Source organism: Marinobacter sp. M1C, from assembly GCF_023314135.1.
Lineage (GTDB): Bacteria > Pseudomonadota > Gammaproteobacteria > Pseudomonadales > Oleiphilaceae > Marinobacter.
Map to the genome: position 1 here is coordinate 3,577,877 of NZ_CP092289.1, position 21,773 is coordinate 3,599,649.

Below are 21,773 nucleotides of genomic sequence, written 5' to 3' on the forward strand. Positions count from 1 at the left end.
ATGCAATATTTTACCGAACATAAATGGACGCAGTTTGTCGCCCTATTGGTAGTGTTCTTTGGCCTTGTGATGGCTATCGACCCAGCCACAGGTGGTAACCTATGGCGCCTGCAAGAAACCCGATTTTGGTTGCTTCCCGACGTTGTTAACGACGGCCTTAAGTTCTTAATCAATGATTTTTGGGTGGTCGAGACTTACGATGCCGAGTTAGACATCACCGAACAGTCGACCATGATGAAAGAGTTTACCCGCGACTTGTCTGGCGTGGTTCTGTTCAGCATCAACCTGATTCGTGAGCTCCTGTTAGGGGGCGTCAAAACCGTTGTGGCCTTCACCAGCTGGGATTTTATCAGCGAAAACGAGTGGGCTCGAATTCCGGCACTGCCGTGGCCCGCCGTTGCTGCGGGTGCCTTTTTAACAGGGCAGTATCTTGGTGGCCGCAACCTGTCACTTCTGGCCGGCATCAGCACCATTTACATTGCCGTATTTGGTCAGTGGACACCCGCCATGCAAACCTTATCGTTTGTGTTGGTGGCCGTGCCTTTATCGGTTTTGCTGGGGTTAACCTTAGGCATTGTCGCCTTCAGGAACAAAACCTTCGAGGCTGTTTTGGCGCCACTATTGAACGTGGCTCAAACCATGCCCCACTTCTCGTACTTGATTCCAGTGGTGGTGTTCTTCGGCATTGGTGACCACGCCGGTGCTATTTCAACGGTTATTTTTGCCACTCCCCCAATGATTCGCCTCACCATTCTGGGCCTTAAAAAGGTCTCACCAGAAGTCGTGGAAGCCGGCATGATGAGTGGCTGCAACTCACGCCAGCTGATGTTTAAAGTACTCATCCCCACCGCACGCCATGACATTTTAATCGGGGTGAACCAAGTCATCATGCAGTGTTTGGCTATGGCGGTTATCGCATCGTTTATTGGGGCAAAGGGCTTGGGCTACGACTTACTTGTTTCGTTGAATATGCTCAAGATAGGCCAGGCCCTCGAATTGGGTATATCCATTGTCTTGATTGCGGTGGTTCTGGACAGGTTATCCTTGGCCTGGGCAAAAAAGCAGGTGGATTACTTCGCTGACGTACCCTTTCATTTGCGTCACAAGTATTCACTCGCCTTCGTGGGCATTCTGATTTTCACCTCCGTTGCTGCCTATGTGGCATCCGTGGCTTTTCCAGACAAAGCCAATTACTTCTACTTCATTCATGAATCACAAGGGCTTACCACTGAAAAATTCTGGGATTCTATTGTTGACTGGATCATAACCAACACTTACGACAGCGTACAAAGCTTCAATGCCTTTATGATCATCTCGATTCTGATGCCCATGAAAGAAGCCTACTTAGCGATGCCCGTCGCGGCCACTTTGCTCCTGGTTGCAGGTACCGGTTACATCGTTGGCGGCCTTCGCTCTGCTATGGTTGTAACGGGTTTTATCGCTTTTATTGCCTTGACGCCTTGGTGGGATCGCGCCCTCATTACAGCCTACATGGCCACCTTTGCCGTCATCATTTCCGTCACTATTGGCTGTAGCGTCGGCATTTTGTGTTCGCGAAGCGCCAAGGCAACCAAGTTTATATTGTTGGTCTGTGACACGTTTCAGACATTTCCGTCGTTCGTTTACTTAATCCCGGTCATCATGTTGTTTGGTGTAAGCGACTTATCGGTGCTTATTGCGGTGATCGTGTACGCCACCATCCCTGCCACACGTTACACAGTGGAAGGGTTGAGTAACGTGCCAAAAAGCTTGCAAGAAGCCGGTTCTATGTCAGGAGTTAACCGCACGCAGCGTTTACTGAAAATTGAACTGCCCCTGGCTTTCCCGCACATCATGCTGGGCATCAACCAAACCGTCATATTCTCATTGTTTATGATCATCATCGGCGCCTTTATCGGGACCGACGACTTAGGTCAGCTCATCATGCAGTCTTTATCTGAAGCCAACGGTATGGGCCAAGGCATCGTGCTCGGTTTGTGCGTTGCCTTTATTGGTCTGGCCGTAGACCACTTGATTCATACCTGGGCAGAGCAGCGTAAGAAAGTGCTGGGGCTTGCTTAACCGATACACCGGGACAGGTTTATTATCCATAGCCTAACCTGCCTGGTTTCCCGACAATAAATCATTCATCTGCTGTTGGCGCTGGCGGGTAGTTGAAGCCGGCCGGTGTCGCTTACACAATCGCGGGAGATCAATGCCATACTGCACGAACGCATGAAAGCAGCAGCTGAGGAATCGGATATATGGCAAATGGCAAATGGAATTGGGATCCGAACAGTTTCCTCGATGATTTTCCAGTCGAAGATACCCCCGGTATAAAACTTTTGCTTAACAGTGCTGGCGTGCTTATGGCTGGCCGTGGCGAAAGTATCGACAAGGTTCTTAATCCAGATCAACATTCGCTCGGGGAACACATCGACACCTTATTCCCCGAAACGGCGGGAAACCGGGGACTACGAGAGGCCCACTCCAAGGCTATGGGAGGCGATCTACAAAACTGTCGCCAGCGAGTTGGTAGCCTGGATGTAGCCTGGGAACTCATTCCTGTGAATACAAAAAGAGGCCGGGAAGTGCTCGCGTTGGCCATTGTACTGACCGACAACCAACCCCTGAAGGATAACCCGCACGAACTCCGGGAGATGGACCCGACCACGGGCATTCCAACCCGGTGGGTGGTCATGGCACAAGCTGAAGAAGCGTTCAACCGCCATCCCAACACTCAATGGGCCGTCCTTCGGCTTAAAATCGAAGGCATGAGGCGTATTAACCAGGCCTTGGGCCAGGATTTGGGTGATCACGCGTTCCATCAGGCTGTCGGACGTATCGTGCGTTCGCTAGCCGAGGATGAGTGCGTTGGACGGATAGCCGGCAACGAGTTTATTCTGCTCATCCAGCATAAAAGTGACAACCATACCGTTGAGCGCATTCAGGCCATGGACCTGTTGTTTGATGAACCCCTGAAGGTTGGTCTGCTTCAGTTCATGCTTCGCATAAATGTGGGCATCGCCCGATCTCCTCAGGACGGTTCAACTGCAAAGGATCTGGAACGGCGGGCCACCATCGCCCTTGAACGGACCCGGCGTTCCGGCGTCAACCACTCATTTTTCAGCCTAGCCCTGGAAGACCACGTATTAGCCCACAGCTGGGTACCGGCTGAAGCCCAGCGCGCCCTTCGTGAATCTGAGTTTCAACTCTATTACCAGCCTTTGGTTGACACACGTACCGGGGAAACGGTTTCTATGGAGGCCCTGATCCGCTGGCAACACCCATGGCGGGGAATGATCCTGCCCGGGCACTTTATTCCAGTGATTGAAGAAATGCAGCTTATCGTTAATCTCGATCTTTGGGTGCTTGAGCGTGCGTGTCATGAAGCGATGTCCATGGGCAAGCCGGTAGCGGTCAACATTACCGCCAATACCATTACGGCCCCGGACTTTTTGAAAAGACTGGATCGCGCCCTGACCCAGAGTAAGCTGCCACCAAGCTGGTTGACTCTGGAACTCACAGAGCGGGTATTCAGCTCACCGGAACTGGTGCTGGAGCCGTTAAAGGCCGTACACGAGCGCGGGATTCAGATTGCTGCCGACGACTTCGGCGTGGGCTATTCGTCGTTGTCGTACCTTTGGCAATATCCGCTGGATAAGCTCAAGCTCGATGGCTCTTTTGTCCGCGCAGCGGCGCTGGATCAGCGCGCCCAGGATCTGGTAACCGGTCTTGTGCCACTCATAAAAACCCTTGGAATGACGCTGATTGCGGAATGCGTTGAGACGGAAGAGGACCGGAACTGGCTGCACGAAGCGGGCGTATTTTTCCAGCAGGGATACTACTTCGCACGTCCCGCTCCTTTCTCATAACGTCCAGAACAGCTGGCGCGGCCCAGCTCTATGGCGAGTGCCAAGTCTATTTCGGGAACCACCGACATGACGGCTGCGGCACTGGACTCAAGATGGGATTACCGGACGGTTTTGAGGGCCTGGCTTTCTTGGGCATGAACCAGCGTTAACGTCACCGCGTTCAACCCCGTGTTAGCTTAGCGGAGTATCGTGATTTTAGGAGTTAATAGATTATGAAGTTTATTCTGATGCTTGCCCTGTTGGGCGTAATGATTGGCGCAGCGCCGGCAATGGCCAAATCATCTCATAGCGATCAGCTACCGCCGGGCCTGCAGAAGAAAGTCGAGCGTGGCCAGCCACTGCCGCCGGGCTGGCAGAAAAAGCTGAACTATCGGAAAGGTGATCATTTCGACCGGGAGTTGCTGCGCTTCGGCAATATCCGCGACGTCGATGGCAACCGTCAGCGGGTAGAGATCGAGGGTCGCGTCTATACGATTATTAAGGATACCCGAGAAATCATCGATATTCTCAACCAGTAACATCAAATAAGCCGGGACAGATTTCTTTTCCAATCCCGGACTCCCTGAAGTTATAGGGCCCTGTGGGTCACACCAAAGCCCCATTCACAATGGCCCGCAACTCCTGCCGGATCGGGTAAGACGACGAGGGAATCAGTTGCGTCATGAAGATCATGACCAGCTCCTCCACCGGATCGACAAAAAAGTTGGTGCTCGCCAAGCCGCCCCAACCGTATTCGCCCGCCGACCCGTTGGTCTGGGATTTGGCAACGTCTGTCTTAACCGAGAAACCCAGGCCAAAGCCGGTTCCGGCATAAGGTGTTTCGCTGAAGGCTCCAACCGCAAGGCCCGGCAGATCCTGATTACCCGGCAAGTGATTGCAACGCATGAACTCCAGGGTTTTTCGACCAATAATCCGTCGCCCCCGAAACTCTCCGCCCTGGCAAAGCGCCTGGGCAAAATGAAAGTAATCGTCGATGGTGGACACCAGCCCGCCGCCGCCTGACACAAACTTATTTTTGTGCCGAAAATGTGACGTCTCCGGATCGTCCTGCAGCTTGAGCTGATCGCCAGCCCGGTACTGATAGCAAGCGGCGAAGCGGTCAAGCTGATCGTCACGAACCTGGAAGCCGGTGTCTGGCATGTCTAATGGAGCAAAGATATTGTCGCGTAGATACTCGTCTAAAGGCTGATCCGCCAGCAACTGCACCAAATACCCCAGCACATCCGTGCTGACGGAATAGTTCCAGGCCGTACCCGGTGAAAACTCGAGCGGCAGTTCCCCAAGTTGGCTCACCAGTGCTTCCAGCGTCAGGTTCCGGCTGCCATCAAGCCCTAACTCGCGGTAGGCCGCGTCAACATTGGTGCGGTTCATGAATCCGTAAGTCAGGCCCGACATATGGGTGAACAGGTCGCGGATGGTCATGATGCTGGTGGCAGGCGTGGTCAGAAAATCGGGATAAACACCACTTTTATAAACCCGTAGGTTTTTCCACGCCGGAATGTACTTATGTACCGGGTCATCCAGCAAAAACCGCCCCTGCTCGTAAAGCTGCATCATGGCGATAGACGTGATCGGCTTGGTCATCGAGTAAATGCGAAAAATTGTATCCCGGCAGACAGGTTTGTTGCGCTCCGCATCCATCAACCCCTGGGCTTTCACATAGGCGATTTCTCCTCGCCGGGCGACCAGTGTCAGCGTGCCGGGTAATTTTCCAGGCTGGATATAGCGACGATCAAGATGACGTTCAATATTGCGAAGCTGGTCTGCTGAAAGGCCAGCAACCTGTTTGAGTTCCGTCATAGTGAAAGCACCTTGTTGTGTGGTTTTGAAAGCAATTTACGAATCAATGGTAGCGTCTGGTTCATCCACCAGCCGCGCCCGAACCCGTGGCAGATACTCCGGATAGTTGTTCTGTACAAAGGTCACCAACCCCTCCCGCACTGCGCACCGTAAATCCCAAGCCTTGCTGGAATTCGAGGCACTCATCAGGAAGCGCACCTGCAGCGCCCGCTCGTTCGATTCGGTTACCTGCACTGTCTCCGTTTTTCCGTCCCACAGAGAGGATTTCCTGAGCAGCCGCGCGAACTCCTCGCGCAATTGTTCCACCGGCATGGCGTAATCCAGTGAGAGAAAAACCGTACCCATCAGGTCAGCGCTATTGCGCGACCAGTTCTCAAACGGGTTCTCGATGAACCATTGCAACGGTACGATCATCCGGCGCAGATCCCAGATCCGCAACACTACGTAAGTCGCGGTTACTTCCTCAACCCAGCACCACTCATCCTGAACATGGAGTACATCGTCTATACGGAACGGCTGGGTCAAAGCAATCTGCATGCCTGCCAGCAAGTTACCCAGCACCGGGCGGGCCGCGAAACCCAGAACAATGCCGCCAATGCCTGCGGAAGCCAGCAGGCTGCCACCAACGTGGCGCACGCCGTCAAAGGTCATCAGGGCGCCCCCCAACCCTATAATCACGATCAGGATATTGAGGCCGCGAACCAAAAACCGGGTCTGTGTTTCAACTTTTCGGGCACGTTTCCATTGGTGCTCAAGCGCCGGGTTGAGCGTAACAATCACATCCCCGATGGCCGAGGTGCAACGCACCGCCGCCCAGGTCATCGACAAGATCAGCAGCAGCGTGGCGAAATGCTGCAGTTCCGCCAGCAGGAGAAGACCTTCAGGTGCGGTTTCCAGAACCCCGTTCAGCACCAGCAAACATAAAAATACGCCCAGGGCGCGGGCCGCGGCGTCCAGAAAGATCCGGGGAACGGCTTTGGAACGTGTAACCCGACGTGTCACTCCCAACGCAATCCGGTAAGCGGCGTAGGTCGCTACCAGCGCCAGTAACGCAGAGGCCCCCGGCACCAGCCACGCGGTTAGACCGGCCTCGATCGACTCCAACATTCCTTACTCCCGCCACAATAACTCTGAAGTCGTCAAATTAGCGCATGCCGCGAGTGCTAGCAAAAAAAAGTGTTAAAAAAGGTAATAGGAAAGTCAAAGTTCACGAGTCTGCTACCATGAGTCAACTCCCACAAAAGAGCAGACGCATTATGGATACAACCAAGTTCTACATTAACGGAAAATGGGTAACGCCTCAGGGCGCCCAAACGATAGACGTTATCAACCCCTCTGATGAAACCGGGTTTGCCAAGATTACTCTGGGCTCTGAAGCTGATACGAATATGGCCGTCAGCGCTGCAAAAAGCGCATTTCCGGCTTGGTCGACATCGACCAGAGAACAACGTATTGACCTGCTGGAGCGCTTGCTGGAAACCTACACCGCGCGTGCTGAAGAGATGGCACAAACCATCAGTAAAGAAATGGGAGCGCCCATTAACCTGGCGAGAACAGCCCAGGTGGGTGCCGGTGCTACGCATCTGGCAAACACCATTCGTGCTTTAAAAGCCTTTAAGTTTGAGCACGCCCTGGGTGACCACGCGCCAGAAAACAGAATCATGCACGAACCGGTGGGCGTTTGCGCTCTGATAACCCCCTGGAACTGGCCGATGAACCAGATCATGCTGAAAGTGCCGGCTGCCATTGCGGCTGGCTGCACAGTGGTTCTCAAACCGTCAGAGATTTCACCTTTGTCCGCAATGCTGCTGGCAGAAATGATCGACAGCACGGGCTTTCCTCAAGGCGTATTCAATCTGGTCAACGGCGATGGCGTAGGCGTTGGCTCGCAACTTTCAAAACACCCGGATATTGATCTGGTCAGTTTTACCGGTTCAACCCGTGCCGGCAAAGCCATCACCATTGCCGCAGCAGACACCGTGAAGCGAGTTGGCCTGGAGCTAGGCGGCAAAGGCGCTAACATCATCTTTGCCGACGCCGATGACAAAGCCATAACGCGTGGTGTGCGCCATTGTTTTGCGAACTCAGGCCAATCCTGCAACGCGCCAACACGGATGCTGGTGGAGAAGTCGCTTTACAAGCAGGCAGTTGAAACCGCCGCATTGATTGCCAGCCAGACAGATGTTGGCCCTGCCGACGTAGACGGTCGCCAAATTGGCCCCGTGGTCTCTGAACAACAGTTCCAGAAAATTCAGGCACTGATCAAAAAAGGTATTGCGGAAGGCGCGACGCTGGTCTCCGGTGGCGAAGGTCGGCCAGAAGGGCTGGACAAGGGCTACTTTGTAAGGCCAACGGTTTTCGCAGACGTTACACCTGAGATGACCATCTGGAGCGAAGAAATTTTCGGCCCTGTTCTAGCCATCACACCGTTTGAAACAGAAGAAGAGGCGGTAAAGCTGGCGAACGATACCCACTACGGGTTAACCAACTACATCCAGACCTCCGATAAAGAAAAAGCTCATCGCTTGGCGCGGCAACTGCGGTCGGGCATGATCGAAATTAACGGCAAATCCGGATCGTCAGGCTTCCCGTTCGGCGGCATGAAACAGTCGGGCAACGGCAGCCGGGAAGGCGGCGTGTGGGGGCTGGAAGAGTTTCTGGAAGTTAAATCTGTTACCGACTGGTAATTAGCCTGTCGGGTTAACCACTCACTTAGACTTGCCACACTCTCTACGGGGCCGGGCTGTACAAACAGCCGGCCCCGTTTTTTCATTATTCGGCTATATTTTGTAGTTAGAGTTATGCTGCTTATGGATACGCCAATCAACAACCAAGGAGAAGTTTATGGACAGCCTGTTTAGTAGTGTTGGTAATGCCTTCGGTGGTTTACTGAGCCTGGTTTGGCTGGTCATCGTTATCATGGCCATTGTTAAAGTAGCAAAGAGCCGGGCCAGCACCATCGCCAAAGTGATCTGGATTATCGTGCTGCTTGCGTTTCCCTTGGTCGGCTTCATCATCTGGTTACTGTTCGGGCCCCGAGGTTAGTGATTGGAGCGGTGATTCGAATAGTGATTGGAATACTGAATACAAACAAACTTGATCGGGGAAACACATGAGTAATAAAGATGACATCGTCACCGGTAAGGGACCGGCTGGTGGCTGGGGGTCGTTGAAAGGAATCGCCAGCATCTCTATCGAATCGTCGGCCTCACTTTCCGCAGCGGACACACTGCGCCGGATGAACAAGCCTGGTGGCCTTATGTGTCCTTCCTGCGCCTGGCCCAAGCCCAAAAACTACAGCGCGTTTGAGTTCTGCGAAAACGGCGCAAAAGCGGTCATGTGGGAATTGACAACAGACCGCTGCACGCCCGCATTCTGGGAAACACATACGGTGCAACAGCTCCGCACCTGGACCGACCATGAATTGGAAAAAACCGGCAGGCTGACCCACCCCCTGCGTTATAACCCGCAAAACGACCGCTATGAAGAAACCGACTGGGAATCGGCGTTCAAAGACATCGCGCATAAACTCAACGCACTCGATCCCGAAAGTGCGGTTTTCTATGCATCTGGCCATGCCGGACTTGAAGCTGCTTATCTTTACGCACTGATGGCGCGACTGCACGGCAATAACAATCTGCCGCAAAGCTCGAATATGTGCCACGAAACCACCTCTGTTGGCCTAAGCAAGGTAATTGGTTCTCCCGTCGGCACTATCATCTGGGAAGACCTGGAACAGGCCGATGCCTTTTTCTTCTTCGGTCAGAACCCCGGCACCAACAGCCCCCGCTTTCTTCACCCCCTGAAAGATGCAAAAAAACGCGGTGCTAAAATTGTCACCTTCAATCCCATCATCGAGCAAGGGTTGGTGGCGTTTGTAGATCCTCAGAATGCAGTTGATATGACCACGGGGCGCCAAACCAAAATCTCCGACCAATATCACCAGTTAAACTCCGGCGGCGATGTGGCGGCCATCATGGGTATTTGCAAGCACGTCATCGAAGCGGACAAGACCGCTCAACACAATGGCAAAAAACGTATCATCGATGTGGCCTTCATTGAGGAGCACACCCAGGGTTTCGACAGCTTTCTGAGCTCGGTTGAAGCCGCCGACTGGAACGATATCGAAGTCGGTAGCGGGCTCACCAAGCAATCACTGCAAGAAGCCGCCGACGTGTATATAAAGGCAGAACGCGTCATTGGCGTTTATGGCATGGGGCTCACCCAACACACCCACGGCTCGGTTAATGTGGGCATGCTGGTCAATTTGCTGATGCTCAGAGGCAACCTTGGTCGGCTTGGCGCGGGTATTTGCCCGGTGCGCGGGCACTCCAACGTTCAGGGCCAGCGAACCGTAGGCGTCGCGGAGAAAGCTGGCCTTATTCCCATGGACAAGCTGCGCGAGCTTTTCGACTTTAATCCGCCCTTAAAAGACGGTGTCAACATTGTCGAGATGGTCGAGGGTTTGATCGCCGGATCGGTCAAAGCGAGTATTTGTCTGGGTGGCAATCTGCTGCGCGCCGTGCCGGACCAGCAACGTATGGAAAAGAGCTGGGCCGAGCAGGACCTAACGGTGATGATTTCTACCAAGCTTAATCGCAGTCATATTTTTCCTGGCAAGTCGGCCTATATATTGCCCTGCCTCGGCCGTGCTGAAGTGGATGAACAGGCCAGCGGGCCGCAGGCCGTTTCCACCGAAGACAGCTTTTCGATGATTAGCGGTTCTACCGGCCATCGGTCGCCCATATCCGAACACTTGAAAAGCGAACTCGCTATCATTACCGGTATCGCCAAGGCGCTGTTACCAGAGAATCCGAAGGTGAAGTGGGAGGCGTGGACCGCAGATTATTCGCTGGTGCGGGATCTGATCGAGCAAACATACCCCGACGACTTTGGCGATTTCAACGCACGGATGTTCGAGCCCGGTGGCTTTTATCGAGGCATTGCTGCACATGAACGAATCTGGAAAACACCGGAGAAAAAAGCACTCTTCACCACGCCAGAGCGGCTGACATCGCTGGGATTCGATGCAAAACCCGGCCGTTACAGTTTGCTTACCATGCGTTCAAACGATCAGTTCAACACCACCATTTATGGCTATTCGGATCGCTTTCATGGCATTGAAGGCACGCGGGATGTGCTACTAATGAACCCGGATGATATTAAACGTGCCGGGCTGTCGGGCGGAGATCGAGTGCTGATGATTACAGACCTGGATGACGGCGTTGATCGCCGCCTTGGTGGCCTGGTGCTAACGCCTTACCGGATTCCGGCAGGCACCGTGGCGTCTTACTACCCGGAGTGCAATGTTCTAGTGCCGGTCAGCCATCATGATCAGCTGTCGAAAACTCCAGGGTCGAAGTCCGTTCCGGTACGGATTGAGCGGGAGCAAGCTTAAAAGAGCTCTGCCCTGCGGCTTTTCCACGGGGCAACTCAAAGCGCGATAGTGGTGAACCAAAAAGTCATTTCGAGCCTATTTTACAGGATTGCTCATTCTTTTGACTCGAACAGGATTTCTGCATGATTACCGTCCACCACCTCAATAACTCCCGCTCACAACGCATTCTCTGGATGCTGGAAGAGCTGGGAGTGCCCTACGAGATTAAGCGCTACGAGCGTGATGCCAAAACCATGCTAGCGCCTGAAAGCCTCAAAAAAATACACCCGCTGGGTAAATCGCCGGTAATCACCGACGGCAACTTGGTCATCGCGGAGTCTGGCGCCATTATTGAATACCTTGCCCACACCTATGGCAAGGATACTATGTTGCCGGAAAGCGGTGGCCAGGCTTGGCTTGATTACACATACTGGCTGCATTACGCCGAAGGCTCTTTGATGCCGCCGCTGGTGATGCGCCTGGTGTTTGAAAAGGTAAAAACCAGTCCGATGCCGTTTTTTGTCAAACCAGTGGCAAAAGGCATCGTGAACAAAACCAATGAAGTTTTCATCGGCCCGATGATCAAAACCCACCTGGATTTTGTCGAATCTCATCTAGCGAAAAACACCTGGTTTCTTGGGGATAAACTGAGCGCTGCGGATATTCAGATGAGCTTTCCATTAGAGGCCTCAGTGGCCCGGGGCATCATCGGCAAGAACCGGCCTCATATTACAGCCTGGGTGAAACGTGTGCACGCCAGACCGGCTTACCAAATTGCCCTTGAAAAAGGCGGGAAATACGATTTTGCCTGAGCAGACGGTGGAGTGCGCTCAGGCGCCCTCCCCGCTTTGTGCCACTAACTCAGATCCACAGAATGCTTCTTCAGGTCTGCGAGGTCACACACCTCCAGTGCGGCGCGGTGAGTAGCCTTAAGCCGAACCCGGGGTGCGCAGCCTGCTTCCAAAGCTTCGCGCCAGCGGCCTGCACATAGGCACCAGCCATCGCCGGCTTTTAAACCCGGAAAGCCAAACTCCGGGCGGGCCTCGGTCAAATCGTTGCCCCGGCTGCGGGAGAAATCCAGAAACTCATCGGTCACTACGGCACACACCGTGTGGCTGCCCATGTCATCAGAACCGGTATTGCAGCAACCATCCCGGAAAAATCCAGTCACTGGGTCTTTACCGCAAGCCTCTAATGGCTCACCAATAACGTTGATGGGTTCTTCCTGTACAAGCATGAGGTTGCTCCTTATATAAGTGGACAATATGATAGACCAATATACGCTATAGACAGGCACTACATCATCCAGTGACCGTCAACGAGCGTAAATCGAGGTCGGTTTTACGTCCCACTGCTGAATTCAGGTACTATGCCGTTCCCAGCACGTTGCACTGATAATTGAGGCGGCTTGAATCGTAATAATTCCCGCCTGCGGTTAATACCTAGCTCTACAAGGCCAAACGAAACACATGAGTATATGGAAAACGTATAAAGAAACCTCGCTAGTGATTAAAATGTCAGCGGGGTTTTTTCTGGGCATTGCTATCGCCATCATTTTCCGTGAACAAGCCGCTATCCTCAGCCCCTTGGGCACAATTTTTATCCGCCTACTCAGCTTAATTGCCACACCGGTGATTTTTTTGACGGTCGCGCTGGCAATTGGCCAAATGAATGTCAGGCAAATGGGCAGATTAAGCGCCAAGCTCATACTCTATTACGCTGCCACTACGGCCATGGCCGTGTGTATTGGCGTGTCACTGGCTCTGCTTTTTAATCCGGGAAATAATTTAAGCTTGCCCGATGTGGTTGTCCAGCAACCTGAGATACCGGGCGCGTCTGCCATGCTGTTGAAAATTGTGCCCAACAACCTGCTTGGAGCCTTTGCAGCGGGTGATTTAATGGCCATTCTATTTGTTGCCATTATTATCGGTATTGCCATTTCAACCATGACCTTTTCACCCGACGAGCAGACAAAAGAGCAAGGCCTGTTGCTGGAGCGTTTTTTCAACGCCTTCAACGAATTATTTTATAAAATACTGGGCGGCATTTTGCTCTATGCGCCCATTGGCGTAATGGCGATCAGTGCCGCCACCTTCGGTACCCAGGGGTGGGCCACCCTGAAGTCATTATTGGTGTTTGCCGCCACGTTTTACCTGGGCCTGGCTGTTTTGTGGTCGCTGGTATACACCGGTTTTTTAAAGTTCTACGGCTACGCGGCACTGCGTTTTTTTGGCGACATCAAAGAGGCTTATGCCACCGCATTTTTTACCTCAAGCAGCCTGGCAACGTTACCCGTCGCTATTTCTGCTGCAAAAAAAGCAGGCGTATCGGCCAAAACCGCCAACTTTGCCCTACCGTTAGGCGCCATTTTTAACTCCGACGGTGGCGCGCTGCGCATGGGCGTGTCTTTGGTATTCGCCGCTAACATTATGGGGCTGGACCTGGCATTGATTGACCTGGTAACCATCGTGTTGATCGGAACAGTGCTGTCCATTGGCACGGCGGGAGTGCCGGCCGCCGGCCTGGTTACCTTATCAGCCGTTCTAAGCCTGTTTGGCTTACCGCTGGAAATCGTTGCCCTGATTGCCGGCGTTGATGCCTTAATCGGCATGGGCGGTACCGCTTCCAACGTGGCCGGTGACATCATTGGCGCCGCCGTGATTGATGAGAAAGAAGTCGTTACTGCTTAACGGTCGTGGGAAACCGGCCAAAAACCGGGGACAGATTTCAAATCTGTCCCCTATCTTCCGTTGATAATTCGGTCAGAAAAATATGACCTCAATGTGGCACCTTCTAGCGACATTTAAAATTAATCACTTGTAACTCCTACTCAAATCATTACTCTGGTGACTAAGTAATAACCGAGGTCATAACGTTTGCATTGCCTTTCAAACACGCTCACAAAGCGCGAAATCATCTCCCGAGAAGTCTTCCAGACTCCCTCAGCGGCCCCTGAGCCGTGCACGTTCAAACCAAAATGGAGTACCAACCATGCGTAAATTAACGCCTGTGGCGCTGTTGTGCGCCCTGTCTGCACCCTCGCTCGCTGCCGCCGAATGCGGTGACGTATCCATCACCCAGATGAGCTGGGCCTCGAACGCCGTAGTAACGGGCGTCGCCACATTTATTATGGAACAAGGCTACGGCTGTGACGTAACCGTGATTCCTTCTGACACCGTTCCTGCCGTTACATCGGTCGCTGAAAATGGCGAACCGGACATCGTGACCGAGCTGTGGCTGAACTCTGCCGGCGAGGCATACCTGCGGCTGGAAGAGCAAGGCAAAATCAAGCGCGTGGCCGAAGTACTGGACCCGGGTGGTATTGAAGGCTGGTGGATTCCCACGTATCTGGCCGAGAAACACCCGGAACTGAAAACCATTGAAGGCATCATGGCGAATCCGGAACTGGTGGACAGCCGCTTTAACAATTGCCCGAGCGGTTGGGGCTGCCGTGTTGTCAGTGACAACCTGATTCGCGCTCTCGATCTGGAAGCCTCAGGCATCAAGGTATTCGACCACGGTTCCGGTGAAACCCTGGCGACCTCTATGGCATCCGCGGTTCAAAGTGAAGAGCCCTGGTTCGGTTACTACTGGGGCCCCACTGTTCCACTCGGCAAGTACGACATGACCCGCGTTAAAATTGGCGAGTACAAGCCAGACGTTCATACCCGTAACCAGACCCAAGAAGCCGAAAACCCCGGCGTTTCCGAGTTCCCTGCTGCCACCATTCTGACCGCAGTCACAACCAGCTTTGGTGATCGCGAGCCGGAAGTGGTCGAGATGCTGAGCAAGATGACCTTCAAAACCAGCACCATGAGTGGCCTGCTGGCCTGGATGGATGAAAATAACGCCTCCGCCGAAGAAGCTGCCGTCTACTTCCTGAGCAACAATAGCGACGAGTGGTCTAGCTGGTTGAACGAATCAGCCAGTCAACGACTTGCCAACGTGCTTGGCCAGTAGACGTTCTTAATAAGAGCCGGCTCGCCGGCTCTTATTTTATCTGGCCAATGAAAGTCACACCCAATACCTCATTCTGAATGCGCAAGGAACACTGAACGCTCATGGCAACCTACGACTTCCTATTTTCATCGCTCGGACTCACAGAGTGGTGCGCTGAAGGCAAGAGCAACGCGCCCATGTCAATGGCCGAGTTACTCAACAAATCAAAAGGTACGGAAGCCGAGCAATCCCTCTGGGACGTGCCGTTTCCATCCATGGATGCACTCAATGACTCCTGCGCAGCCTTCCCCCAGTCCCGGGAATTAACTCAAGGGCTGGAGCAAGGTTTTCTGGCCATCAAAGACAATCTCAGCATTGTGCTGGACCCCATTACCCAGCCCCTGAGCTGGGCCCTTGATGGCACGCTTTACGGCATGATCACGACGCCATGGTGGATCGTTATTCCGATTCTGCTGGCGGTTGTTCTGTTTGTCACCAAATCCTGGAAGCTGGTCGGCTTCGTGGCTGGCAGCCTGTGCCTGCTCGCCTTCATCGACTACTACGAATACGCCATGCAAACGCTGGCGATTATATTTGTCTGCGCGTTCATCTGCGTTCTGCTGGGCGTACCTATTGGTATCGCCATGTCCCGGAATGACATGATGCAGAGGCTGACGGTCCCGGTACTCGACATGCTGCAGACCCTGCCTCCTTTTGTGTATCTGATCCCGCTGATTTTTCTGTTCAGCGTGACCGAGTCCAAGCTGTACGGCATTGCCATCATTCTTTACGCCATCGTGCCCGTTATACGCATGACCAACCTTGGTATCCGGCTGGTAGACCCAGACGTAATTGAAGCGGCGAATGCCTTCGGCATGACCAGCCGGCAAAAGCTGTACAAAGTACAGATTCCGCTCGCGCTTCCTAACATCATGGCAGGGGTAAATCAGACCATCATGATGAGCCTGGCCATGGTTGTTATTGCCTCTTTGGTGTCGGCGCCCGGCCTTGGCGTGTTGGTACTGCAGGGCATACGCAACCTGGAACTCGGCGTTGGCCTGGTAGCGGGACTTGGCATTGTTATTCTGGCGGTCATTCTGGACCGGGTAACCAAAGCATCGCTGGCGCGTATTAACGCCTCGCAAAAACAGTAAGGAAGAGCATTGTGGATCGGGACATCAAGATTTCAATCCGAAACCTGTACAAGATTTTCGGCCCTACTCCCGACGTTGCCCTTGAGTACGTAAAGCAAGGCATGGGAAAGGCCGAACTGCTCGAAAAGCACCAGCACGTGCTGGGCCTTCAGGATATCAACGTAGATATACGCGAGGGCCATGTCACCGTCATCATGGGCCTGTCGGGCTCCGGAAAATCCACGCTCATCCGACATCTCAACCGGCTGATCGAACCCACCGCCGGTGAGATCGAAGTGGATGGCGAGAACGTGCTGACCTTTGACGAAGACCAGTTGCGCAAGCTGCGTCGGGAACACATGTCGATGGTGTTCCAAAAATTCGCGCTGCTGCCGCACAAAACCGTTCTTGAAAACGCCGGAATGGCGCTTTCCGTGCGCGGCCATAAAATTGAAGAATTCGAAGCGGAAGCCAAAAAATGGATCGCCCGTGTGGGCTTGGAAGGCAACGAATACCAGTACCCGCACCAGTTGTCTGGTGGTATGCAACAGCGCGTCGGTATCGCCCGGGCACTGGCCTCTAACTCACCGATCATGCTGATGGACGAGGCCTTCTCGGCTCTGGACCCGCTGATACGGTCAGACATGCAAGACCTGCTGCTGGAGCTTCAGGACGAGCTGCACAAGACCATCGTTTTCATCACCCACGATTTGGATGAGTCACTGAAACTGGCAGATCACCTGGTGATACTCAAGGAAGGCTATATTGTTCAACAGGGTGAACCGCAAGAAATACTGATGCACCCGAACGATCCCTACATCGTCAACTTTATCAGCGACATCAATCGCGCCCGGGTACTGCGGGTTCGGTCCATCATGAAGAAAACCACGGAAGCGCCAGACAACGTAGCCGGCGATATCGGTGAAAGGGACAACCTGGAATCGGTGATTGCGCTGTCTGGAGGCGACACCAGCCTCGTCTATCGCGTGGTTCGCAAAGGTAAGCAGGTCGGGGTTCTGGAAGTCCAAGACCTGTTCAAGGCTCTGGTGCCTACCGAAAGCACAGAAGGCGACACCCGCTCGCATTATTGAACGAACGAAAGCCGGAGCAGGCCTAATCTTCAGAATCAAACCTGCCCCGGTTTTCGGGTTTTGCGGTGGCTGCCAGGCTACTGGTTTTATCCGCGGCTTGTTGCACCATCGTTGGAGCGCCACACTTGTGTTAACTATTAACACAGCAAAGGGGTTGCTTCCATGGCCAGAACGACAAGTGTCACTATCGGCGCCCAGTTAGACGACTTCGTGGGAAAAATGATTGAATGCGGTCGGTACGGCTCAACCAGTGAAGTTGTTCGATCAGCTTTGAGGTTGCTTGAGCGCCAGGAAAATCAACTGGCAGCGCTAAGGAGTGCCGTGAACGCTGGTGAACAAAGCGGGGAAAGCGATCTGTCTTTGCACGACATTGCCGCTCGGGTAAAACAGCAGCACAATGTATAGGCTCTCAAACCTGGCGGCAGAAGATTTTGCAGCTATCTACGAGTGCACCTTGCTGCATTTTGAAGTTCTTCAGGCTGACGCCTATACCGACGAACTGGACAGAGTCTTGAAACTTCTGTCCAGTTCGCCTCTGATGGGACATGAATTCCCGGAAATTGCAGATGCGATACGCCGCCATGATCACCAGAACCACGCCATCTTTTATCGGCAAAGCGAACACAGCATTTTCGTGATCAGAATCCTGCATCAGCGAATGGAACCTTGGAGGCACCTCTTCGAGATTTAAGCCATTAAACCTTAGCCTCACGCTGAAAACATGAAAGTAAATTTGTCTCAATGTTCCAGCTTTGCAATCCCTGCTATGCCCCCGGACGATGAAGCGCCTTGTACCGCTCTTCTAGCTCAACACGAATTGCACGGCGTTCCTGGCCGTTCGAAAATCGCCTGATTTGATCACCCGTGAGCGGCTCCAGCTTGGGCACTTCAACGGCTTTTCCATTTTCATCAACCGCCACCATAGTGAAAAAGCAGCTGTTGGTATGTCTGACCAGCTTTTCACGGATGTTCTCCGTGATCACCTTAATACCCACCTCCATGGACGTGCGCCCGGTGTAATTAACGCTGGCCAGAAAGGTCACCAGTTCGCCCACATGAACGGGTTGAAGAAACATAACCTGATCAACCGACAAGGTAACGACATAAGCACCTGCATACCGGCTGGCGCAGGCATAAGCCACTTCATCAAGGTGCTTCAGCAAAGCACCACCGTGCACATTGCCGGAAAAGTTGGCCATATCCGGCGTCATTAAAACAGTCATGGTCAGTGATGCAGATCCGGGTTCCATAGTGTTCTCTTTGTTCTTTGGTATTTCAGTGTATGCGTAGAACGCAGGTCTTGGAACTGGCAAACCATCAGACTGGGAAAACCGGGGACCGATTAAAGGTAGTAAGCTTCAACAGTGCCTTTTAACGTGATCATCATAGGCTGGCCACGACGGTCCAATGCTCTAGGCGATGCGATTTTTACCCAACCCTCGCTGATGCAGTATTCATCGACATCTTTACGCTCTTTGCCATTCAGCCGAATACCGATCTGGTGCTGGAAAAATTCTTCCAAGTGGTGTGGGCTGCGAGGATTACCCGCAAGGCGGTCTGGCAAGGTTGGTTTTGAGTTTGTGTCGCTCATGTTCATGACCTTCAGTGTATGAAAAGTGCGCCATTTTAGACAATGCAAGCGTTGCACTCAAGAACTGAGGTTAAAGCCTCTCGGCTGGTGGTTACACAGCCTAATGCAGGTCTTTTTCGGCGGGGTTGCGACAGCCATCATCACTGCTACTGCTGCTGCAACCGTTACAGCCGCCACAATCTGAAGACTTCTTACCCAAACCGGGTATCCACTGGCGCGCCACGAAAACCACCGCGGCCAATACGCAAAGCCCTACAATAATGTTCTGCCACATAATAGCTCTCCAATAGTAACTCTCCAACAGCAACTCCCCAATAATGACTCCCCAACAAAATTCTCAATGAATCAGTAACCCTGAGATTTGGTAAGTTGCCCAGGCTGCAAAATAAGCCAGACTGAATAAGTAGAGCGTAAAAAGTGCTGTTGATTTCAGCGAGTTGGTTTCTCTTTTAACGACCGCAATGGTGGAAATACACTGAGGCGCATAAACAAACCAGGCGAGATAGGCAAAAGCCACCGATAAACTCCAGCTGCTGTGCAACGCACTGCCCAATGCGTGATCTTCGCCAGCCACGGCGTAGACTGTCGCTAGCGCACTTACAGCCACCTCGCGCGCGGCCATAGAGGGAATCAGTGCAATACACATCTGCCAATTAAAACCGAGAGGGGCGAAAAAGGGCTGCATCCAGTTACCCAGCATGCCGGCAAAACTGTACTCAATCGCCGAGCGAGTGGCATCCACTGGAGCGCCGGGGTAACTGGCCAGAAACCACAGGATTATTGAAAGCGACAAAATAATAGTGCCTACGCGGCGCATGAAAATCCACACTCGCTCACGCAAACCGATGAACACGTGATACGGCATAGGCCATCGGTAACTGGGCAGCTCCAGTAATAGCGGAAACTCTTCACGGGCCTGACGGCGCCGCATTATCCAGGCGACCAATGCGGCGCTCGCAACTCCGGCAAAATAAAGCACAAAAAGGGTTAAACCCTGCAAGTTGAATACGCCTGTTATCGTCTTGCGAGGAATAAAGGCACCGATAACCAGAGCATAAACCGGTAAGCGCGCCGAGCAAGTCATCAATGGCGCCACCATAATCGTAATAAAACGCTCGCGCGGATCAGAGATGGTTCGGGTGGCCATAATGCCCGGCACTGCGCACGCGAAACTTGATAGTAAGGGGATAAAAGACCTTCCTGAAAGCCCGAGCCCGCGCATGGGGCGATCTAGCAAAAAAGCCGCACGTGTAAGGTAGCCACTGTCTTCCAGTAGCAAAATAAACAGAAACAGAAGAACAATCTGGGGAAGAAAAACGATAACGCCGCCAACACCGGCGATAATACCGTTTACCAAAAAGTCGCGCAGAATACCGACGGGTAAAATGTGGGTCAATAAATCGCCCAGCATACCAAAGCCCGCACTTATGGTATCCGCAACAGGGGTAGCCCAGGCAAAAACTGCCTGAAAAACCACCAGCAAAATCGTAAAAAGAACCACCAGCCCCAACACAGGGTGCATCGCCACCTGATCCAGACGATCCTGCCAGCGCGGCATTTGAGCGGGTTGAATGACGTGGGCGCGCATCAAGCTCTCGATCTTGTCGTACAGTGCTTCAACCGATTCCTGCCGGTCGCTCAGTGTCAGTATCTGAGCATCGCCATTCTGCTGGTGGGCATACTGATTCAACTGATGTTTAAGTGCATCCGTACCATTGCTGTTTACGGCGACCGTCTCAATCACTGAAATGCCAATGGCCTTCGACAGGCTGGCTGTATCAATGCTTATGCCCCGGCTGCGGGCTGCATCCATCTGATTCAATGCAAGAATCAGGGGTCGGTTCAAACTGCGCAGTTCCATCACCAGGCGCAACCCCAGGCGCAGGTTGGTGGCGTCTACTACCGCGATAAGCACGTCGGGTCTGGCTTCGCCCTGAATATTTCCCAGGATAAAATCACGTGCCACCTGCTCATCCGGGGAGGTTACAAACAGGCTATAGGTGCCGGGAAGGTCAAGGAGTTCAGCTTTTTTACTGAGGCCGCCAATCATGCCCGAACGCCGCTCGACGGTAACGCCGGGATAATTGGCGACCTTGGCACGTGCGCCGGTTAAGCGATTAAAAAGCGACGTTTTCCCGCAGTTAGGCTTACCTATCAGAGCAAAACGTACAGGGGCTTTATTAGCGTCGATATATGCGTCAGGCTGTTTCAATCGACTACCTACCACCGATTTCGGTGACCGCTTCAACACAAATTTTGGCAGCCTCGGCACGGCGTAAGGCAAACTTGGTTCCATTGACCTGAACCGCCATCGGGTCGCCACCAAAAAGACCAAAACCTATAACCCTGAGACGAGCACCCGGAAGGAACCCCAGCTCTTTAAGCCGAAGGCCAACCTGCTCGTCATGAGAGCCAAATAAAGATTGCGGGAGCAAGCCGATGACTCGTAAGGTCGTGCCCTTTCGGCACTGATCGAGGCGGGCTGAGGTATGCAGTGCACTTGAAGAAACTGCAGAATTCATAAGGGTGACACTCACTAGACGCAAATGAGATTGATTTTCACGTAGAATAGCGCATTTATAAATCTCCCGCAATTGGAAGGGAGCCTGTCTTTGTTGATCTAACGCAAGGTTGTGTGTTTGAAGTAGCAAAGCGGAGTCAAAGGCACCCGAGTGCCGCGCCTGTGTAAATTGCTATCGTTCACCCTACAGGCTATGCCATACCCGCAGAATGATGATGACACTGGCGTGAACTGAGTATCAAACGATGTACTTTTCGAAAATCATATCTCGAATGGAATCAGGCAGTTCAGATCTTCAATGGCTTCATCCGTGTAGACCAGTTTCACTTTCCTGAACTCGGCGCATCCTGCTCAACTTCTGCATGAAGACGAACTGTAGTGACAATCATGACGATACCCTCAGACTCAACAACTACACTGTATTACATCATAATCGGCAAAGGCGCGGCGGTCATCGTCAGGTTCAA

Annotated in this window: 21 protein-coding genes; 13 read left to right on the plus strand and 8 right to left on the minus strand. The window is 52.9% G+C overall.

Annotated features, from left to right (window positions below; all coding sequences use genetic code 11):
• The 3 genes from MIH19_RS16835 (at position 1) to MIH19_RS16845 (ending at position 4,372) form a co-directional block, all read left to right on the plus strand.
• Positions 1–2,061 (plus strand): ABC transporter permease subunit, encoded by a 2,061-nt coding sequence (locus MIH19_RS16835; RefSeq protein ID WP_249005972.1) that lies wholly within the window; start codon positions 1–3, stop codon positions 2,059–2,061.
• 182 nt (positions 2,062–2,243) lie between these two features.
• Complete coding sequence (locus MIH19_RS16840) at positions 2,244–3,854, plus strand: phosphodiesterase (protein WP_249005973.1); 1,611 nt, start codon at positions 2,244–2,246, stop codon at positions 3,852–3,854.
• Between the two features lie 212 nt (positions 3,855–4,066).
• Positions 4,067–4,372 carry a hypothetical protein gene (locus MIH19_RS16845; protein ID WP_249005974.1) on the plus strand — a complete coding sequence of 102 codons (306 nt, stop codon included), beginning with the start codon at positions 4,067–4,069 and terminating at the stop codon, positions 4,370–4,372.
• Positions 4,373–4,439: 67 nt separating this feature from the next.
• Here the strand turns inward: MIH19_RS16845 and MIH19_RS16850 are convergent, their stop codons facing one another.
• On the minus strand, positions 4,440–5,654 hold the full coding sequence (locus tag MIH19_RS16850) for a serine hydrolase domain-containing protein (RefSeq protein ID WP_249005975.1): 1,215 nt from the start codon (positions 5,652–5,654) through the stop codon (positions 4,440–4,442).
• Between the two features lie 36 nt (positions 5,655–5,690).
• A complete protein-coding gene (locus MIH19_RS16855; protein WP_249005976.1) occupies positions 5,691–6,761 on the minus strand; it encodes a mechanosensitive ion channel domain-containing protein in 1,071 nt (356 codons plus the stop codon).
• Between the two features lie 146 nt (positions 6,762–6,907).
• On the opposite strand from MIH19_RS16855, the gene MIH19_RS16860 reads away from it, so the two are divergent.
• From MIH19_RS16860 to MIH19_RS16875, 4 genes are all read left to right on the plus strand, one after another.
• The gene (locus MIH19_RS16860) at positions 6,908–8,341 is read left to right on the plus strand and encodes an aldehyde dehydrogenase family protein (protein WP_249009035.1); all 1,434 of its coding nucleotides are present in this window, start codon (positions 6,908–6,910) and stop codon (positions 8,339–8,341) included.
• 157 nt (positions 8,342–8,498) lie between these two features.
• Positions 8,499–8,699: a PLDc N-terminal domain-containing protein gene (locus MIH19_RS16865; protein ID WP_249005977.1), complete on the plus strand. Its 201-nt coding sequence runs from the start codon at positions 8,499–8,501 to the stop codon at positions 8,697–8,699.
• Between the two features lie 67 nt (positions 8,700–8,766).
• The gene (locus MIH19_RS16870) at positions 8,767–11,052 is read left to right on the plus strand and encodes an FdhF/YdeP family oxidoreductase (RefSeq protein ID WP_249005978.1); all 2,286 of its coding nucleotides are present in this window, start codon (positions 8,767–8,769) and stop codon (positions 11,050–11,052) included.
• 122 nt (positions 11,053–11,174) lie between these two features.
• On the plus strand, positions 11,175–11,843 hold the full coding sequence (locus MIH19_RS16875; RefSeq protein ID WP_249005979.1) for a glutathione S-transferase: 669 nt from the start codon (positions 11,175–11,177) through the stop codon (positions 11,841–11,843).
• Between the two features lie 44 nt (positions 11,844–11,887).
• On the opposite strand, the gene MIH19_RS16880 is transcribed toward MIH19_RS16875, so the two are convergent.
• On the minus strand, positions 11,888–12,268 hold the full coding sequence (locus MIH19_RS16880; protein WP_249005980.1) for a DUF2237 domain-containing protein: 381 nt from the start codon (positions 12,266–12,268) through the stop codon (positions 11,888–11,890).
• 232 nt (positions 12,269–12,500) lie between these two features.
• Between MIH19_RS16880 and MIH19_RS16885 the strand changes: the two genes are divergently transcribed.
• From MIH19_RS16885 to MIH19_RS16910, 6 genes are all read left to right on the plus strand, one after another.
• Positions 12,501–13,721 (plus strand): dicarboxylate/amino acid:cation symporter, encoded by a 1,221-nt coding sequence (locus MIH19_RS16885; RefSeq protein WP_249005981.1) that lies wholly within the window; start codon positions 12,501–12,503, stop codon positions 13,719–13,721.
• 301 nt (positions 13,722–14,022) lie between these two features.
• Complete coding sequence (locus tag MIH19_RS16890) at positions 14,023–14,991, plus strand: ABC transporter substrate-binding protein (RefSeq protein WP_249005982.1); 969 nt, start codon at positions 14,023–14,025, stop codon at positions 14,989–14,991.
• A 101-nt stretch (positions 14,992–15,092) separates the two neighbouring features.
• Positions 15,093–16,124, plus strand: coding sequence for an ABC transporter permease subunit (locus MIH19_RS16895; protein ID WP_249005983.1), 1,032 nt, complete (start codon positions 15,093–15,095; stop codon positions 16,122–16,124).
• Between the two features lie 11 nt (positions 16,125–16,135).
• The gene (locus MIH19_RS16900) at positions 16,136–17,194 is read left to right on the plus strand and encodes a betaine/proline/choline family ABC transporter ATP-binding protein (RefSeq protein ID WP_249005984.1); all 1,059 of its coding nucleotides are present in this window, start codon (positions 16,136–16,138) and stop codon (positions 17,192–17,194) included.
• Between the two features lie 162 nt (positions 17,195–17,356).
• Positions 17,357–17,599: a type II toxin-antitoxin system ParD family antitoxin gene (locus MIH19_RS16905; protein WP_249005985.1), complete on the plus strand. Its 243-nt coding sequence runs from the start codon at positions 17,357–17,359 to the stop codon at positions 17,597–17,599.
• The gene (locus MIH19_RS16910) at positions 17,592–17,885 is read left to right on the plus strand and encodes a type II toxin-antitoxin system RelE/ParE family toxin (RefSeq protein ID WP_249005986.1); all 294 of its coding nucleotides are present in this window, start codon (positions 17,592–17,594) and stop codon (positions 17,883–17,885) included. Before MIH19_RS16905 ends, MIH19_RS16910 begins: the two co-directional genes overlap by 8 nt.
• A 73-nt stretch (positions 17,886–17,958) precedes the next feature.
• Here the strand turns inward: MIH19_RS16910 and MIH19_RS16915 are convergent, their stop codons facing one another.
• The 5 genes from MIH19_RS16915 to MIH19_RS16935 form a co-directional block, all read right to left on the minus strand.
• Positions 17,959–18,444, minus strand: coding sequence for an acyl-CoA thioesterase (locus tag MIH19_RS16915; RefSeq protein WP_249005987.1), 486 nt, complete (start codon positions 18,442–18,444; stop codon positions 17,959–17,961).
• 92 nt (positions 18,445–18,536) lie between these two features.
• Complete coding sequence (locus tag MIH19_RS16920; protein ID WP_249005988.1) at positions 18,537–18,785, minus strand: DUF3297 family protein; 249 nt, start codon at positions 18,783–18,785, stop codon at positions 18,537–18,539.
• Between the two features lie 100 nt (positions 18,786–18,885).
• Complete coding sequence (locus tag MIH19_RS16925) at positions 18,886–19,059, minus strand: FeoB-associated Cys-rich membrane protein (protein WP_249005989.1); 174 nt, start codon at positions 19,057–19,059, stop codon at positions 18,886–18,888.
• A gap of 63 nt (positions 19,060–19,122) precedes the next feature.
• Positions 19,123–20,997: a ferrous iron transporter B gene (locus tag MIH19_RS16930; RefSeq protein ID WP_249018603.1), complete on the minus strand. Its 1,875-nt coding sequence runs from the start codon at positions 20,995–20,997 to the stop codon at positions 19,123–19,125.
• 4 nt (positions 20,998–21,001) lie between these two features.
• Positions 21,002–21,436, minus strand: coding sequence for a FeoA family protein (locus MIH19_RS16935; RefSeq protein WP_249018604.1), 435 nt, complete (start codon positions 21,434–21,436; stop codon positions 21,002–21,004).
• Positions 21,437–21,773: the final 337 nt, after the last annotated feature.